Here is a 16173-nt window from a genome sequence, read left to right as displayed (position 1 = left end):
ACGGTCCAGCGGCGGCGGTGGCCCGCCGTGGCCGGCCTGACCGTCGCCCTGCTGGCCGTGGCCGCGCTCGGCCTGCTGGTCGGTGCCCGGCCGCTCGCGCCGGGGTTCGTGCTGGACGTGTTGACCGGGGCCGTCGACCGGACCTCCCCGGACGCGCTCGTGGTCACCGAGGTGCGGCTGCCGCGCACGGTGCTGGCGGTCCTGGCCGGGGCCGCGCTCGGTGTGGCCGGAGTGCTCGCCCAGGGCATGACGCGCAACCCGATCGCCGAGCCCGGCATCCTCGGGCTCAACACCGGCGCCGCCCTGGCCGTCGTGCTCGGGATCGCGCTGCTCGGCGTCGACACCCTCAGCGGCTACGTCTGGTTCGGCTTCGCCGGGGCGGCGGTGGCGGCCGTCGTCGTCGCCGGGGTGGCCGGCATCGGCCGCCGCGGCAGCGTCTCCCCCGCGACACTCGCCCTGGCGGGCGCCGCGCTCGCCGCGGGCCTGCAGTCGATCACCATCCTGTTCCTGCTCACCGACCCCCAGGCCTTCGACGACTACCGGTTCTGGCAGGTCGGCTCGGTCGCCGGCCGGGACCTCGGGATCGCAGCGCAGGCGGCCCCGTTCGTCGTCGCCGGGCTCGCACTGGCCCTGACCTGCGGTCCGCGGCTGAACGCGCTGGCGCTCGGCGACGACGTCGCCCGGTCCTTCGGCCGCCCGGTCGGGACCGACCGCGCCGTGTGCGGGGTGGCCCTGGTCGTGCTGGCCGGGGCCGCGACCGCAGCCGCGGGGCCGATCGCCTTCCTCGGGCTCGCCGTGCCGCACCTGGTGCGCCGCCTCGCCGGGACCGACCACCGGGTGGTGCTGCCGCTGGCGGCGCTCGCCGGACCCGTCCTGCTGCTGGCCGCGGACGTGCTCGGCCGGGTCGTCGCCCCGCCGGGCGAGGTCCAGGCCGGGGTGGTGACGGCCGTCGTCGGCGCCCCGCTGTTCGTCGCGCTGGTCCGGCGGCGGAGGTTCCTGCGATGAGCACCGGGACCGTCCCCGTCGGGGATCCCACCGCGGTGCTGCGCCGGATCCGGGCCCGGGCCCGGCGCCGTCGTACGACGGCCGGGCTCGCCGTCACCGTCGCCGTGCTCGCCGCGTTCGTCACCTCCCTCTCGGTGGGTGCACAGGGCCTCGGGCCCGGCGACGTGCTGGCCGCGCTGACCGGGCTCGGCACGCCGCGCACCGAGCTGGTGGTGCTGCGGCTGCGGATGCCGCGCGCGTTGACCGCGCTCCTGGTCGGCGCGGCCCTCGGCCTGGCCGGGGCGCTGTTCCAGCGGGTGCTGCGCAACACCCTGGCCAGCCCGGACGTGATCGGTGTGGGTGCCGGCGCCGCCGTCGGTGCGGTGACCGCCTCGATCGTGCTCGGTCTGTCCGCCACCGGGACCTCGGCCGGTGCGGTGCTGGGCGCCGTCGCGGCGGCGCTGCTCGTCGCCGTCCTGGCCCGCCGCGACGGCCTCGGCGGTACCCGCTTCGTGCTGGTCGGGGTCGGGATCGGGTCGGCCGCGATGGCCGTCGTCTCCTACCTGATGATCACCGCGTCGCTGACCACGGCGCAGCAGACACTGGTCTGGCTGACCGGCAGCGTCACCGAGACCGGCTGGTCGACCGCGGTCCCGCTGGCGACGGCCTGCGCGGTGCTCGTACCCGCGGCGCTGCTGCTGGCCCGTGCGCTGCCCCGCCTGGAGCTCGGTGACGACACCGCGACCGCGCTCGGGCTGCCCGTCGGCCGGGCCCGGGGCGCGCTGCTGGCGGTGGCCGTCCTGCTCGTGGCGGCCGCGGTCGCCGCGGCCGGGCCGGTGTCGTTCGTCGCGCTCGTCAGCGGGCCGCTCGCCGCCCGGCTCGCCGGCCCCGGGCGGGCGTCGCTGCCGCACGCCGCCGGTGTCGGGGCCGCGCTGGTGCTGTTCGCCGACGTCGTCGCCCGCACGCTGATCGCCGAGGTCGCCCTGCCCGCGGGTGTCGTCACCGGTGCGATCGGCGCCCCCTACCTGCTGTGGCTGCTCGCCCGCTCCCGGACCGGAGGAACCCCGTGACCACCCCCGCCACCGTGCCCGCCGGGCCCGCACTGGACGCCGACGGCCTGGTCCTGCGCTACGACGAGCGCGTCGTCGTCGACGGCCTGACCGTGCACGTCCCGCCCGGCCGGATCACCGTGATCGTCGGCCCGAACGCCTGCGGCAAGTCCACCCTGCTGCGCGGGCTGGGCCGGATCGTCGCCCCGGCCGCCGGGACCGTGCGCCTCGACGGCACCGACGTCCGGTCGCTGTCCGGCCGCGAGCTGGCCCGCAGGCTCGGGCTGCTCCCGCAGTCCCCGACCGCCCCGGACGGCATCACCGTCGCCGACCTGGTGGAACGCGGCCGGTCCCCGCACCAGGGCTGGTTCGGCGGCCGCGGCGACGCCGACGACGCCGCCGTCGCCGAGGCGATGCGCGCGACCGGGGTGCTGGAGCTGGCCGACCGCCCGGTCGACGAGCTGTCCGGCGGTCAGCGCCAGCGTGTGTGGATCGCGATGGTGCTGGCCCAGGACACCGGGGCCCTGCTGCTCGACGAGCCGACGACGTTCCTGGACCTGCCGCACGCGGTGGAGGTGCTGGACCTGCTCGTCGACCGGAACCGGGAGCGGGGCAGCACGGTCGTCGTCGTCCTGCACGACCTGAACCTGGCCTGCCGCTACGCCGACCACCTGATCGCGATGGCCGACGGTGCGATCGTCGCGCAGGGCCCGCCCGCGACGACGATGACCGCCGACCTGGTGCGCCGGGTCTTCGGGATGGAGTCGCGGGTGGTGCCCGACCCGGTCGCGGGCACCCCGATGATCGTGCCCGTCGGACGGCACCACCCGGTTCCCACGCCGGCCGCCCCGGCCCCCGAACCGGACGCGGTGCGGACCGAGGACGAGCTGCGCGAGGTGGTCGCCGCGCCGCACCCGATGGTCGCGGGCAAGTCCACCGACCGGGTCGACGAGGTCGCCGCCCGGTTCGTCGCCGCCTCCCCGCTGGTGTTCCTGGGCACCACCGCGCCGGACGGCACGGTCACGGTGACCCCGCGCGGCGACGCACCCGGCTCGGTCCGGGTGCTCGACGGCGGCCGGCGCCTCGCGGTCCCGGAGCGGCCGGGCAACCGGCGCGTCGACAGCATGCGCAACCTGCTCGCGCACGACGGCATCGGACTCACCTTCTGCGTGCCGCGCGCCACGCACGTGCTGCGGGTGCACGGCCGCGCCCGGGTGACCCGCGACCCCGCGGTGCTGGCGCTGTGGGGCCCGGCCGACGCCGAGGGCCAGGGCCCGGCCGCGCACCGGCCGCCGCCGCTCGCACTGCTGGTCGACGTGCACGACGCCTACGTGCACTGCGGCCGGGCGCTCGCCGCCGCCGGGCTGTGGGACCCCGACAGCTGGGACGGCGACGACGTCCCGGGGGTGAAGGAGCTGGCCGACGCCGCCCGGGCCGACCGCGCGAGCCGCGCCGAGGATCCCGACACCGTCGGACCGGCCGCGCGGGTGTGAGCGGGGCTCAGGCCGTCGCGAAGGCCCCGAGCACGTGGTCCGGCCGGATCCCGTCGAAGTGGGACCGCCAGATCCCGTGGTAGAGGACCTCCTCCTCGCTGCGCAGCGGCCAGGAGTCGGACGGGTGCTCGGGCACCTCGTCGGTCAGCCCGGCGGCCGCCGCGGCGGCGGCCTTGCGGGCGGCCAGCTCGGCCAGCACGGTGCCGGCGCCGGAGCCGTCGCCGAACTGCTCCTTGCCGCGCCACAGCAGGTCCTCGGGCAGCCAGCCCTCGAACGCCTCGCGCAGGATCGCCTTCTCCGGCCGGCCGCCGGGGCGCTGCTTCCACTCCGGCGGCAGCGCCAGCGCGGCGCGGACCAGGCCGGAGTCGAGGAACGGCTCGCGGGCCTCCAGCCCGAAGTACATGGTGGTCCGGTCGCAGCGCTGCAGGTTCAGGTGGTGCAGCTGCTCCAGCGAGCGGACCAGCTCGGCCTGCAGGGTGTCCGGGTCGGCGTACTCGGGACCGTGGACGTAGGAGTAGCCGGCGAACAGCTCGTCGGCGCCCTCCCCGGTCAGCACGACCTTGACCTTCTTCGCCGCCTCGCGGGCGAGGATCAGGTTGGGCACGGCGCTGCGGACCAGGGCCGGGTCGTAGTGCTCGATGACCTCGACGGCGTGGTCGAGGGCCTCGGCGATGTCCTCGGGCGTCACCAGGACCTCGTGGTGGTCCGAACCGATGTGCGCGGCGACCTTGCGGGCCGCGATCAGGTCGCCGGACTCCGCGGTCCCGACGGCGAAGGTGGGCAGCTGCTCGCCACGAGCCCGTGCCTCCTGCGCGGCGATGGCCGCGACCAGCGCCGAGTCGAGGCCACCGGACAGGAACACCCCGACGCCGACGTCGGACATCATCCGGCGGCGCACCGCGGACACCACGGCCTCGCGCACCCGGGACAGGTCGGCGTCGTCCCAGCCGGGGCGGATCGCGCGGCGGGCCGGGCGGACCTCGACCGGCACGGCGTCGGCGAACCGCACCAGCCCCGACGACGGGCTCCACAGGCAGCCGGGCGGGAACGAGCGCACGTACGGGCGGTCCTCGGGGTCGAACGCACGGAGCTCGCTGGCGAACAGCACCGTCTCCGACGGGTCCGGCGCGGTGTACGGGACAATCCCGGCGGCACCGCCGCCGTCACGGAACTCTGCCGGCGGCACCCAGTACAGCGGCTTGACCCCGAACGGGTCCCGGGCGACGAGCCCGGGACCGTCGGTGCGCCCCATGGCGACGGCGAACATGCCGTTGAGCGAGGCGACCGCGGCCTGGCCGTCCCACATCACCGCGTGCAGCGCGGCCTCGGTGTCGGACTTGGTGCGCACCGTGCCGTCCGGGAACGCCTTGGCGATGCGCTCGTGGTTGTAGATCTCGCCGTTCCCGACGATCCAGGCAGTACGCGCGGCGTCGGACATCGGCTGGTGCCCGCCGCTGACGTCCATGATCGACAGGCGCTGGTGGCCCAGCCAGGTGTTCCCGACGACCTGCACGCCGGTGTCGTCGGGTCCGCGGTGCGCCACCCTGGCGAGCATCCGCTCGTACTTCTCGGGGTCGGCGGGCTCACCGCCCGGCCATGCCGTGGGTCCACCGAACGCAGCCACGATCCCGCACATGGGCTCCATCGTCGCACGGTCGGCGAGCCCGCATCCGGCTTCCGTTCCCCCACCGTGTGAGTTCGGACTCTGAAAGGCGTTTCCGGAGCGATCCGAATTGCCCCGGCGGCCGAGGGTTCGTACGGTCGGAGACCGGCCAGGACGGCCGCCGTCCACCGCCGACACCAGGACTCAGGGTCCGGAGGCGGGGACCGACACCGGCCATCGAGCAGGTGCGCGGTGACGCCGCGCCAGGACCGACCGACAAGGGGCGGACTCAGGTGAGCACGGCAGAGCACGACGAGCGGCAGGGCCGGCACAAGGTCGTGATCGTCGGCGGAGGGTTCGGCGGTGTGCAGGCCGCCAAGGCGCTCAAGGGCGCCGATGTCGACGTGACCATCGTCGACCGCACGAACCACCACCTGTTCCAGCCGCTGCTCTACCAGGTGGCGACGGGCATCCTGTCCCCCGGCCTGACCGCCCCGGCGCTGCGCCGGGTGCTGAAGAAGCAGCGCAACGTGCGCACCCTGCTCGCCGAGGTCGGCGACATCGACCTCGAGGCCAAGGTCGTGCACGCGGCCGCGCCGGACGGACAACGGATCACGCTGCCCTACGACACCCTCGTCGTCGCCGCGGGCGCCACGCACGCCTACTTCGGGCACCCGGAGTGGGCCGAGCACGCCCCCGGCATGAAGTCGATCGAGGACGCCCGGCTGCTGCGCTCGCGCATCCTGGGTGCCTACGAGCTCGCCGAGGTCGCGACGACCGAGGAGGAGAAGCAGGCGTGGATGACCTTCGTGGTCGTCGGCGCCGGCCCCACCGGTGTCGAGCTGGCCGGTCAGCTGGCCGAGCTGGCGCAGTACGTGCTGCCCCGCGAGTACCGGTCGATCGACACCCGTTCCGCGCGGATCATCCTGCTCGACGCGGCGCCGGCGGTGCTCCCGCCGTTCGCGAAGAAGCTGCAGGACTACACCCGCAAGACCCTGGAGAAGAAGGGCATCGAGGTCCGCCTGAACACCATGGCGACCGACATGGACGCCGACTCCATCACGGTCAAGGGCCCGAACGGCGAGGAGCGCATCGTCGCCCGCACCAAGGTGTGGGCCGCCGGTGTGCAGGCGTCCCCGCTGGCCGAGCTGCTCGCGAAGGCCTCCGGCGGCGAGGTCGACCGGGCCGGGCGCCTGGCGGTCGACCCGGACTGCAGCCTGCCGGGCCGCAGCGACGTGTTCGCCATCGGCGACATGGTCTCCACCATCGACCGGCTGCCCGGTGTCGCGCAGGTCGCGATGCAGCAGGGCACCTACGTCGGCAAGCTGATCAAGGCGCGGGCCAAGGGCGACGACACCACCCCGGCCCCGTTCCGCTACTTCGACAAGGGCTCGATGGCCACGATCGGCGCGCGCGAGGCCGTCGCCGACGTGCGCGGCATCAAGCTCACCGGCTGGATCGGGTACTTCATCTGGTGCTACGTGCACGTGATGTTCCTGATCGGCTGGGGCAACCGCTTCGGCACGCTCTACAACTGGCTGCGGTCGCTGCGTTACGCCCGCTACCGCGGGCACCGGCTGATCAGCGTCACCGCCTCCTACGACAAGGCGGTCGACCCCGAGAAGCCGCTGGGCGCCGAGACCGACGAGCGCGCCGAGCTGGACCCGCGGGTCTCGCCCGGCTCGCCACCGGCGCCCGACGAGCGCCCGGCCGCCACGGCCTGAACGGGCCCACGCACCACGACCGACGCCCGGGGGCACGCGCCTCCGGGCGTCGTCGCGTGCGGGGGTGGGTCGCGACGTGGCACCGTGCTCGGGTGACCCCGGCGATGCAGGTCCTGATGCGTGACATCGCGCGGCTCTGGGACACCGCGGCCGGCGCGCTCTACGACGACGGGGACCCCGGCCCGGCGACGGCCGCGCTGGCTGCCGACGTGCGCTGGACCGAGCTGCCCACCCGCGCCGGGGGCCACGGCCGGGACGCGGTCGCCGCGCACCTGGCCGCCGTCGCCGGTGCCCGGCCGTCCGGGCTGACCCGGACCCGGTTGTCCCGCACCGTCGACGTCCGCCGGGTCGTCGACGAGGTCCGCGTCGGCTTCACCCACGACCGGGAGCTGCCGTGGCTGCTGCCCGGGCTCGCCCCCACCGGGCGCGCGGCGGAGGTGCTGGCGGTGCAGCTGGTGCGGGTCCGGCAGGGCCGGATCGACGAGGTCCGGACCCTCTGGGATCTCGCGGGACTGCGCTCCGTGCTCGACGGGTGAGCCCGTCGTCACCGCTTCCGCTGCATCATCGCGCTGACCTGCGGCAACAGCCCCACTCGTCGAATGTGCGACGGGCGGTCGCCCGGGTGCGGTGAACAGCGCCACGGAAGGCCGTGACCAGGCCCGACACGCCCTGAAGAGGGGGTTCCCGCAGGTCGTGGCGATGTCTCTGCCAGTCTGTACCGCGATCGGAGATAGCAGTCCACCCCGGTGAGCGGGGTGCGTGAACCGAGAGGAGTTGTCAGCGATGGCTCTGCCCACCCTGACCCCGGAGCAGCGCGCCGAGGCGCTCAAGAAGGCGGCTGCGGCCCGTACCGCCCGCAAGGAGCTCCGCGACAAGATCGCCAGCGGCGAGGAGACCATCCCCGCTGTGCTGGGTCGCGCGAAGACCGACCAGATCGTCGGCAAGACCAAGGTCGCCGATCTGCTGAAGAGCGTCCCGGGCTGGGGCCCGGCGAAGGTCTCCAAGGTGATGGAGGAGGCCGGCATCGACGTGTCGCGTCGTGCCGCCGGCCTCGGCGACCGTCAGCGCGCCGCGCTGATCGAGAAGGTCGGCTGACCTTCCCCCAGCGCCTCGCGACGGCCCGGCCCGCCCTGTGCGGACCGGGCCGTCGCGCGTTCCGGGCCGGGCCCCGGCGGGGCGTCCGTGCCGGTCTGGCAGCCTGCCCGGTGTGAACAGCCCCGGTGTGGAGCGGCCCGGTGTCGAGCCGCAGGGCACCGTGCGTACGGTCGAGGCCGAGCCGGGTGTGACCCTCTGGGTGCAGGACCTGCCCGCGCACCGGCCGACGCCGGCGGCGCCGGTGCTGCTGGTGAACGGGGCGGGCTCGGCCGGGTACGGCTGGCCGGACGCGCTGGTCGAGGCCCTGCGCGAGCGGCACCGGGTGGTCCGCTACGACCACCGTGACACCGGGCGTTCCACCCACGCGTTCGAGGACCGGCCCTACGCCGTCACCGACCTCGCGACCGACGCGCTCGCGGTGCTCGACGGCTGTGGGATCGGCCGGGCGCACCTGGTCGGGATGGGGCTGGGCGGGACGCTGGTCCAGCTGCTGGCGCTCGACGCGCCGCACCGCATGGTCAGCGCGGCGCTGCTGTGTTCCGCGGCGCTGCCGTGCTCCGCGGCGCTCGACACCGGCGACGCCGACCTGCCCGGCCCGACCCGCGACGTCCGGCGGATGTGGCAGGAGCTGGGCGACCCGCGCGACGAGGCCGGGGAGCTGGCCTGGCGGGTCGAGTACTGGCGGCGGGTCTCCGGCGGGGTGCTGCCGTTCGACGGCGCCGAGTTCGCCGCACGTGAGCGGCGGATCATGGACCACACCGGGCGGGTCGAGCCGTGCACCGCACATGCCCAGGCCGACCTCGACGGGCTGGACCGCGGCGGCGAGCTGGGCTCGGTCACGGTGCCGACTCTCGTCGTCGAGGCGCCGGAGGACCCGGTGCACCCGCCGCCGCACGCCGACCACCTGGCGGCGCGGATCGGGGCGGCGGCGCAGCTCGTCACCGTCGACGGGATGGGGCACGCGCTGCCGGACCTGCTGTGCGAGCCGATCGCGGCGGTGCTGCTGGAGCACGCCGCCGAGGCCGAGGAGGCGGACGCCGACCCGGCGACACCGGAGGCGGACGCCGACCCGGCGACACCGGATGCGGACGCCGTCCCGGCAGCACAGCAGGCGGAGCAGGCGCCGCCGGGGGCCGGTCAGCCGACCCAGCGGTAGCGGCGCTCCGGGCGGCCGGTGCCGCCGTAGCGCAGCCGTACGGTGACCTGCCCGGTCGACACGAAGTGCTCCAGGTAGCGGCGGGCGCTGACCCGGGACAGCCGGGTGGCCTCGGCGCACTCGGTCGCCGACAGGTCGGCCTCCGCGTCGGTCCCCGAGTGGTCGCGCAGGGTGCCCGCGACGAGCTCGGCGGTCGGGGTGGTGAGGCCCTTCGGCATGCGTTCCGGGCCGCCGGGGGTGCGGGCGGGGGCGGCACCGGTGCCGCCGAAGATCCGGTCGATGTCGGACTGGTCGCGGACCCGGTCCAGGTCGCGCCGGATCCGCGTCGCGCGGTGCACCTGGGCGGCGAGCGCGGCGGAGTCGAACGGCTTGACCAGGTAGTGCAGCGCCCCGCCGTGCAGCGCAGCGGCGACCGTGTCGGAGTCGTCGGCGGCGGTGACGACCAGCACGAACGGGTCGTCGGCGGCCCCGGTGCGCAGCCGCGTCAGCACCTCCAGACCGGACATGTCGGGGAGGTAGACGTCGAGCAGCACCAGCTCCGGGCGGAGCCGGGCGGCGGCGTCGAGGGCGTCGGCGCCGTTGTGCGCGACGCCGACCACGGTGCAGCCCTCGATCCGCTCCACGTAGCCGGAGTGGACCTTCGCGACCATGAAGTCGTCGTCGACGACCAGGACCCTCACACCCGCACCCCCGTCGGCGCCACCGGCAGCACCGCCTCGAAGACCGCACCGGCCCTGCCGGCCGGCGCCGGCCGCACCGCGATGGTGCCACCCCGGCGCAGGCACGCCTGCCGGGCCAGGGCCAGGCCGAGCCCGCGGCCGCCGATCTCGGCGGCCTTGGTGGAGTAGCCGGCCCGGAACACCTCCTCGGCGAGCTCCGAGGCGATCCCGGGACCGGAGTCGCGGACCTCGATCCAGACCTCGTCGCCGTCGGTGTCGCCGCCGCCGGCGAGCCCGATCTCGATCCGGCGCGGGCCCTCGTGCCCGGCGGTCGCGTCGATCGCGTTGTCGATCAGGTTGCCGAGCACGGTCACGAGGTCGGCGGACAGGTCCGGGTCGTGGTCGGGATCGGTCGGGTCGAGCCGGGACTCCGGGTCCAGGGCCAGCTCGACGCCGCGCTCGGCGGCCTGGCTGTTCTTCGCGACGAGCAGCGCGGCCGTCGCCGGGTCGCCGACGCTGGCGGTGACCTCGCGTCGCCAGCCCTCCGAGGCGGCGACGATCCCGGCGACGAACCGGCGCACCTCGTCGTGCTCGCCGAGCTCGGTGAGCCCGGCGATGGTGTGCAGCCGGTTGGAGAACTCGTGGGCCTGCGCGCGCAGGGTGTCGGTGACGGTGTGCGAGGCGTCGAGACGGTGCTGCAGGGTGGTGAGCTCGGTGCGGTCCCGCAGGGTCACCACGGCGCCCACGTCGCGGCCGTCGACGCGGACCGGGCGGCGGTTGAGCACCAGGGCCCGGGTGTCGAGCAGGACGAGCTGGTCCTCGCCGTCGGCGGCGCCGGTGAGGACCTCGCGGAGCCGGTCGTCCAGCCCCAGGTCGGCGACGGCGTCGCCCTCCCGGGCACCGGGCAGCTGCAGCAGCTCGCGGGCGACCGGGTTGAGCAGGGTGATCCGGTTCGCGGTGTCCAGCCCGACCACGCCCTCCTTGATCCCGAGCAGCATCGCCTCCCGGCGCTGCACCAGCTCGACGATCTCGTCCGGCTCCAGGCCGAGGGTCTGGCGGCGGACGCGGCGGGCGAGCAGCAGCGACCCGAGGACGCCGAGGCCCAGGGCCAGTCCGAGCAGCGCGCCGGTCTCGGCGCGGGCCCCGGCGAGGGACTCCCAGAGCGACGGCGCGCGGATCCCCGCCGACACCAGCCCGGCGACGGCGCCCCGGTCGTCGATCACCGGCACCTGGGCGACGACGGTGCGCCCGTCGGAGTTGCCGACCCAGGCGCGGCCCCGCGGCGCGGTGCTGGCGCCGGGATCGAAACGCTGCCGGACCCGGGACGGGTCGGGTGAGGTGCGCACGACCAGCCCGGCGTCGACGATCTCGATCTCGTCGGCCCCGGACAGGTTCTCCGCGCTGCGGGCGAACGACGGCAGCAGGTCGTAGCGGCGGGTCTGCAACGCCTCGCGGACGGTCGGCACGGACGCGACGTCCTCGGCGACCGACAGCATCCGGCGCCCCTCGGTCTCGCGGAACGACTCCGACGACTGCACCGCGGCCAGCGCCGCGACCGCGCCGAGCAGCACGACCACGACCACCAGCTGCCAGACGAGGAACTGGCGGGCCAGTGGCCCTCCGGTCCCCCCGGCGCTCCGTCGCATGCGCCCAGCGTAGGGCGCGTGCCCGCGGCGGCGACCGCGCGACCGGTGGGACCGCGATCCGTGGGACTGCGATCCGTGGGACTGCGATCCGTGGGCACGGTCCATGGATCGCGGCCCGCGGGACTGCGGACCGTGGGACCGAGCCCGCGGACGACGACGCGTCGCGCGGCTCACCCTCGGTGGACCGGCCCGGCCGCGGGCGCGCAGACTCCGACGGCGGCGGCAGGCAGCGGCACGACAGCGGCACGACAGCGGCGCTGCAACGGCACGGCAGCGACACGGCGACGGGGGCGGGCATGGTGGGGACGGTGGCGCGCCCCGGCGGGCCGCCGCCCGCCCGCCGCGCCCGCCGGGGCCCGTTCGCCGCGCTGGTCGCGGTGCTCGTGCTGGCCCTCGCCGCGGTCGTCGTCCCGATCGTGCTGACCGGCGGGCCCCGGCCGCTGTCCGACCTGCGCATCCTCGTGCCCAACCCGCCGGGCGGCGGCTACGACGTCACCGCCCGCAGCGCGGCGAAGGTGTTGTCCGACAACGGGATCACCGGTCCGGTCGAGGTGTTCAACCTGTCCGGTGCCGGCGGGATCGCCGGGCTCGGCCGGGTCGAGGGCGAGGCCGGCAACGGCAGGCTGCTGATGAGCATGGGGCTCGGGGTGGTCGGGGCGACCGCCTCGCGCGACACCCCGCTCTCGCTCGCCGACACGACTCCGATCGCGCGGCTGACCGAGGAGTCGGAGATCGTGGTCGTGCCCGCGGACTCGCCCTACCGGGACGTCCGCGCCCTGCTCGACGCCTGGCACGCCGCTCCCGGCGGGCTCACCGTCGGCGGCGGCTCGACCGTCGGCGGGCCGGACCACCTCGCGACGATGCTGCTGGCCGAGGGCGCCGGCATCGCGCCCGCCCGGGTCCACTACGCGTCCTACGACGGCGGCGGTCCGCTGCTCGCGGCGGTGCTGCGCGGCGAGGTGGCCTTCGCGGTGTCCGGGGTGGGCGAGTTCGCCGACCAGATCGGGACCGGTGACCTGCGGGTGCTCGCGGTGACCGCCGGCGAACGCGTGCCCGGCCTCGACGTGCCGACACTGCGCGAGTCCGGGGTGGACGTCGAGTTCAGCAACTGGCGCGGGCTGGTCGCGCCGCCCGGGCTGTCCGAAGCCGACCGCGCCGCGCTGGCCGACGCCGTCGCCGCGATGCGTGCCACCCCGCAGTGGCGGCAGGTGCTGGCCGCGAACGGCTGGCACGACGCCTGGCTCCCGGGCGCGGACTTCGCCCGGTTCACCGCCACCGAGAACGAACGGGTGGAGCACGTCCTGGGCGGGCTGGGCCTGCGGTCGCGCTGACCGCTCGGGCCCGCACGCGGCGCCGTGTCCGCGATGACCGAAACGACCACAAGGACCGTTGTAGCCGTTACGGAGACACCGGTCGGGTGACCCCGCACACTTCAGCGCGTTCGCTTCGCAACGGTGAGATCGGACGCACATGCCCCAGTCGACGGCCCCTCCGCAGTCGCAGGAACCGCCCTCGCACCACCGGCCCACGCCGGACGACCCCGCGCCGCCCGTGCCGCGGCCCCGGGTCGGACCTCTCGTCGGCACGGTCCTGGCCGTCCTGGCCGCCCTGCTGCTCGTCCCGCCCGCGGTCGGTGCGATCGGCGGCGGTGGCGACGGCACCCAGCTCCGCGGACTGCGGATGCTCGTCCCCAACGCCCCCGGCGGCGGCTACGACGTCACCGCCCGCAGCGCGGCCAAGGCCATGGAGGACGCCGGGCTGACCGGGTCGGTCGAGGTCTTCAACCTGCCCGGTGCGGGCGGCACGGTCGGGCTCGGCCGGACCGTCAACGAAGCCGGCGACGACCGGCTCGTGATGAGCATGGGCCTGGGTGTGGTCGGCAGCGTGTACTCCAACGACTCGCCGGCCACGCTGGAGCAGACCACGCCGATCGCGCGGCTGACCGAGGAGACCGAGATCGTCGTCGTCCCCGGTGACTCGCCGTTGCGGAACGTGGGCGACCTGCTGGCCGCCTGGCGGGCGGCGCCCGGGAAGACCCCGGTGGGCGGCGGTTCCTCCCCCGGCGGCCCGGACCACCTGGCCCCGATGCTGATGGCCGAGGGAGCCGGGGTGGACCCGCGTGCGGTCAACTACATCTCCTACGACGGCGGCGGCGAGCTGCTCGCCGCGGTCCTCGGCGGCAAGGTCGCGTTCGGGGTGTCCGGGCTCGGCGAGTTCGCCGACCAGATCGCCTCGGGCGACCTGCGGGTGCTCGCGGTGACCGCGGGCGAACGCGTGCCCGGCCTCGATGCGCCGACACTGCGCGAGTCCGGCATCGACGTCGAGTTCACCAACTGGCGCGGCGTCGTGGCGCCGCCGGGGCTGGACCCCGAGGGCGTCGCGGAGCTGGAGCGCGCCTACGCCGAGCTGCACACGACGCCGGAGTGGCGCGAGGTGCTGGCACGCAACGGCTGGCAGGACGCCTACCTGCCGGGGCCGGAGTTCGGCCGGTTCCTGGCCGACGAGGACGCCCGCGTCGAGCGGGTGCTGACCGGGTTGGGGCTGACGTGACGACCATCGGGGACACCGGGAACACCGGGACCGCCCGCTCCTGGTGGAAGGAGCACTCCGAGCTGGGTGTGTCGGTCCTGCTGGCCCTCACCGGCCTGCTGGTGCTCGGCGACACCCTCGCCGAGGGCGGCGGCGGCACCGCGTCCGACCCGCTCGGGCCGCGCACCGTCGCGTTCGTGCTCGGCGCGGCGCTGCTGGTGCTGGCCGCGCTGCTGACCGTCGACGTCCTGCGCGGCGGCCGCGGCGAGGCCGAGGGCGGCGAGGACGTCGACCTCGAGGTGCCGATGGACCTGCGCACGGTCGGGATGCTGGCCGGGGTGATCGTCGCGACGGCGGCGCTGATCCCGCTCGCCGGGTGGCCGATCGCCGGGACCGTCCTGTTCGCGGGCGCCACCTACGCGCTCGGCTCGCGCGCGGTGCTCCGCGACCTCGGCATCGCCGCCGGGGTCTCACTGCTGACCTGGGTGCTGTTCGACGCCGTGCTCGGCGTCGACCTGCCCGGCGGCCCGCTGATGGGGGTTCTGGGATGACCGAGGTGCAGTGCTGATGGGCACGTTCGACCTGCTCATGAACGGGTTCGCGCACGCGCTGACCCCGCAGAACCTGTTGTTCGCCGCGTTCGGGGTGCTGCTCGGCACCGCGATCGGCGTGCTGCCGGGCATCGGCCCGGCGATGGCGGTGGCGCTGCTGCTGCCGGTGACCTACGCCTTCGACCCGACCGGTGCGTTCATCATGTTCGCCGGCATCTACTTCGGGGCCATGTTCGGCGGTTCGACGACGTCGATCCTGCTCAACACCCCCGGCGAGTCCGCGTCGGTGATGGCGGCCATCGAGGGCAACCCGATGGCGAAGTCCGGGCGCGGCGCCCAGGCGCTCGCCACCGCCGCGATCGGGCACTTCATCGGCGGCATCGTCGGCGTGACCGGGCTGGTCCTGGTCGCCCCGCTGATCGCCTCGGTGGCCGTCGACATCGGCGCCCCGGACTACTTCGCGATCATGGTGCTGGCCTTCGTCGCCGTGAGCGGCGTGCTGGGCGCCTCGCGGGTCCGCGGGTTCGCCGCGCTCGCGCTGGGCCTCACGATCGGCCTGGTCGGGCTCGACCCGATCTCCGGGCAGCCGCGGCTCACCTTCGGGGTGCCGCAGCTGGCCGACGGCATCGACGTCATCATCGTCGCGGTCGGGTTGTTCGCGATCGGCGAGGCGCTGTGGGTGGCCGCCCACCTGCGACGACGCCCGCAGGAGGTCATCCCGGTCGGCCGTCCGTGGCTGGGCCGCGAGGACCTGCGGCGCACCTGGAAGCCGTGGCTGCGCGGACCGTTCATCGGGTTCGGCTTCGGCTCGATCCCGGCCGGCGGCGCCGAGATGTCGACGTTCATGGCGTACGTGACGGAGCGGAAGCTGTCGAAGCACCCGGAGCAGTTCGGGAAGGGTGCCATCGAGGGCGTCGCCGGGCCGGAGTCGGCGGCCAGCGCGTCGTCGGCGGGGACGCTGGCGACGATGCTGACCCTCGGCCTGCCGACGACGGCGATCGCCGCCGTCATGCTCGCCGCGTTCCAGCAGTTCGGCATCCAGCCCGGCCCGCTGCTGTTCCAGAAGGAGCCGGACCTGGTCTGGACGCTCATCGCGAGTCTGTTCATCGGCCTGGTCATGCTGCTGGTGCTGAACCTGCCGCTGGCCCCGGCCTGGGCGAAGCTGCTGCGGATCCCGCGGCCGTACCTGTACGCGGGGATCCTGTTCTTCGCCTGCGTCGGCGCCTACGCCGTGTCCGGCCAGCCGGTCGACCTGCTGGTGCTGCTCGCGATCGGCGGGATCGGGTTCCTGATGCGCCGGTTCGGGCTGCCGGTGCTGCCGGCGATCATCGGGGTCATCCTCGGCCCGGATGCGGAGCTGCAGCTGCGCCGCGCCCTGCAGATCGCCGATGGCGACGTCACGACGCTGGTCTCCACCCCGCTGGCGGTGGTGGTGTACTCGCTGATCGCGATCCTGCTGGTCGCCCCGGTCGTGCTCCGGGCGGTCCGCGCCCAGCGCGGCGACCGGGAGTCCGAGACGGTCTGACCCGGACGGCGACCCCGACGACGTCCCGCGGCCGCACCGGCCGCGGGGCGTCGTCGGCACGACAGCGCTGCCCACGGTGCGCGCGGTGATCCGTTCGCCGCGCGCATCCGGACGCACGCGCACGACGGATCACCGCGCGCGCAGCGGATCACGTCATGG

14 protein-coding genes are annotated in these 16173 nt (G+C 75.4%); 11 read left to right on the top strand and 3 right to left on the bottom strand.

The window, feature by feature from the left end; all coding sequences use genetic code 11:
• Positions 1-27: 27 nt before the first annotated feature.
• Genes Ae717Ps2_RS04770 through Ae717Ps2_RS40230 form a run of 3 tightly spaced genes read left to right on the top strand, consistent with a single transcriptional unit; the run spans position 28 to position 3526 of the window.
• Entirely contained in the window at positions 28-1005 is a 978-nt protein-coding gene (locus Ae717Ps2_RS04770) for an iron ABC transporter permease (RefSeq protein WP_075307855.1), read from the top strand.
• Positions 1002-2054, top strand: coding sequence for an iron chelate uptake ABC transporter family permease subunit (locus Ae717Ps2_RS04765; RefSeq protein ID WP_075307856.1), 1053 nt, complete (start codon positions 1002-1004; stop codon positions 2052-2054). The genes Ae717Ps2_RS04770 and Ae717Ps2_RS04765 overlap by 4 nt, the downstream gene beginning before the upstream one ends.
• Positions 2051-3526, top strand: a complete 1476-nt coding sequence (locus tag Ae717Ps2_RS40230; RefSeq protein ID WP_337819528.1) for an ATP-binding cassette domain-containing protein — start codon at positions 2051-2053, stop codon at positions 3524-3526. Before Ae717Ps2_RS04765 ends, Ae717Ps2_RS40230 begins: the two co-directional genes overlap by 4 nt.
• A 7-nt stretch (positions 3527-3533) precedes the next feature.
• On the opposite strand, the gene asnB is transcribed toward Ae717Ps2_RS40230, so the two are convergent.
• Entirely contained in the window at positions 3534-5171 is a 1638-nt protein-coding gene (asnB, locus tag Ae717Ps2_RS04755) for an asparagine synthase (glutamine-hydrolyzing) (RefSeq protein ID WP_075307858.1), read from the bottom strand.
• A 251-nt stretch (positions 5172-5422) separates the two neighbouring features.
• Between asnB and Ae717Ps2_RS04750 the strand changes: the two genes are divergently transcribed.
• The 4 genes from Ae717Ps2_RS04750 (at position 5423) to Ae717Ps2_RS04735 (ending at position 9104) form a co-directional block, all read left to right on the top strand.
• Positions 5423-6853, top strand: coding sequence for an NAD(P)/FAD-dependent oxidoreductase (locus Ae717Ps2_RS04750; protein WP_075333071.1), 1431 nt, complete (start codon positions 5423-5425; stop codon positions 6851-6853).
• A gap of 92 nt (positions 6854-6945) precedes the next feature.
• Complete coding sequence (locus tag Ae717Ps2_RS04745; protein WP_020621795.1) at positions 6946-7389, top strand: nuclear transport factor 2 family protein; 444 nt, start codon at positions 6946-6948, stop codon at positions 7387-7389.
• 247 nt (positions 7390-7636) lie between these two features.
• Complete coding sequence (gene mihF / locus Ae717Ps2_RS04740) at positions 7637-7948, top strand: integration host factor, actinobacterial type (RefSeq protein WP_020621796.1); 312 nt, start codon at positions 7637-7639, stop codon at positions 7946-7948.
• A gap of 112 nt (positions 7949-8060) precedes the next feature.
• A complete protein-coding gene (locus Ae717Ps2_RS04735) occupies positions 8061-9104 on the top strand; it encodes an alpha/beta fold hydrolase (RefSeq protein ID WP_233147445.1) in 1044 nt (347 codons plus the stop codon).
• Here the strand turns inward: Ae717Ps2_RS04735 and Ae717Ps2_RS04730 are convergent.
• Both Ae717Ps2_RS04730 and Ae717Ps2_RS04725 read right to left on the bottom strand, forming a co-directional pair.
• Positions 9086-9784: a response regulator gene (locus Ae717Ps2_RS04730; RefSeq protein ID WP_020621798.1), complete on the bottom strand. Its 699-nt coding sequence runs from the start codon at positions 9782-9784 to the stop codon at positions 9086-9088. The two genes, Ae717Ps2_RS04735 and Ae717Ps2_RS04730, sit on opposite strands and share 19 nt — an antisense overlap.
• Positions 9781-11409, bottom strand: coding sequence for an ATP-binding protein (locus Ae717Ps2_RS04725; RefSeq protein ID WP_075307866.1), 1629 nt, complete (start codon positions 11407-11409; stop codon positions 9781-9783). Before Ae717Ps2_RS04725 ends, Ae717Ps2_RS04730 begins: the two co-directional genes overlap by 4 nt.
• A gap of 296 nt (positions 11410-11705) precedes the next feature.
• Here Ae717Ps2_RS04725 and Ae717Ps2_RS04720 point away from each other — a divergent pair, with 296 nt between their 5' ends.
• The 4 genes from Ae717Ps2_RS04720 to Ae717Ps2_RS04705 all read left to right on the top strand — a co-directional run bounded on the left by Ae717Ps2_RS04720 (position 11706) and on the right by Ae717Ps2_RS04705 (position 16014).
• Complete coding sequence (locus Ae717Ps2_RS04720) at positions 11706-12740, top strand: tripartite tricarboxylate transporter substrate binding protein (RefSeq protein ID WP_083702543.1); 1035 nt, start codon at positions 11706-11708, stop codon at positions 12738-12740.
• 139 nt (positions 12741-12879) lie between these two features.
• A complete protein-coding gene (locus Ae717Ps2_RS04715; protein WP_083695641.1) occupies positions 12880-13959 on the top strand; it encodes a tripartite tricarboxylate transporter substrate binding protein in 1080 nt (359 codons plus the stop codon).
• Positions 13956-14489 carry a tripartite tricarboxylate transporter TctB family protein gene (locus Ae717Ps2_RS04710; RefSeq protein WP_075307868.1) on the top strand — a complete coding sequence of 178 codons (534 nt, stop codon included), beginning with the start codon at positions 13956-13958 and terminating at the stop codon, positions 14487-14489. The genes Ae717Ps2_RS04715 and Ae717Ps2_RS04710 overlap by 4 nt, the downstream gene beginning before the upstream one ends.
• A 16-nt stretch (positions 14490-14505) precedes the next feature.
• Positions 14506-16014 carry a tripartite tricarboxylate transporter permease gene (locus Ae717Ps2_RS04705; protein ID WP_075312238.1) on the top strand — a complete coding sequence of 503 codons (1509 nt, stop codon included), beginning with the start codon at positions 14506-14508 and terminating at the stop codon, positions 16012-16014.
• Positions 16015-16173: the final 159 nt, after the last annotated feature.

Source organism: Pseudonocardia sp. Ae717_Ps2, from assembly GCF_001932475.1.
Classification (GTDB): domain Bacteria; phylum Actinomycetota; class Actinomycetes; order Mycobacteriales; family Pseudonocardiaceae; genus Pseudonocardia.
This window is presented reverse-complemented; position numbering and strand designations above follow the sequence as displayed.

Excerpts from the sequence above, each read along its gene's own strand:
- Ae717Ps2_RS04765 (WP_075307856.1), top strand. The coding sequence starts at position 1,002 with ATGAGCACCGGGACCGTCCCCGTCGGGGATCCCACCGCGGTGCTGCGC.
- asnB (WP_075307858.1), bottom strand. The coding sequence starts at position 5,171 with ATGGAGCCCATGTGCGGGATCGTGGCTGCGTTCGGTGGACCCACGGCA.
- mihF (WP_020621796.1), top strand. The coding sequence starts at position 7,637 with ATGGCTCTGCCCACCCTGACCCCGGAGCAGCGCGCCGAGGCGCTCAAG.
- Ae717Ps2_RS04725 (WP_075307866.1), bottom strand. The coding sequence starts at position 11,409 with ATGCGACGGAGCGCCGGGGGGACCGGAGGGCCACTGGCCCGCCAGTTC.
- Ae717Ps2_RS04720 (WP_083702543.1), top strand. The coding sequence starts at position 11,706 with ATGGTGGGGACGGTGGCGCGCCCCGGCGGGCCGCCGCCCGCCCGCCGC.
- Ae717Ps2_RS04715 (WP_083695641.1), top strand. The coding sequence starts at position 12,880 with ATGCCCCAGTCGACGGCCCCTCCGCAGTCGCAGGAACCGCCCTCGCAC.
- Ae717Ps2_RS04705 (WP_075312238.1), top strand. The coding sequence starts at position 14,506 with ATGGGCACGTTCGACCTGCTCATGAACGGGTTCGCGCACGCGCTGACC.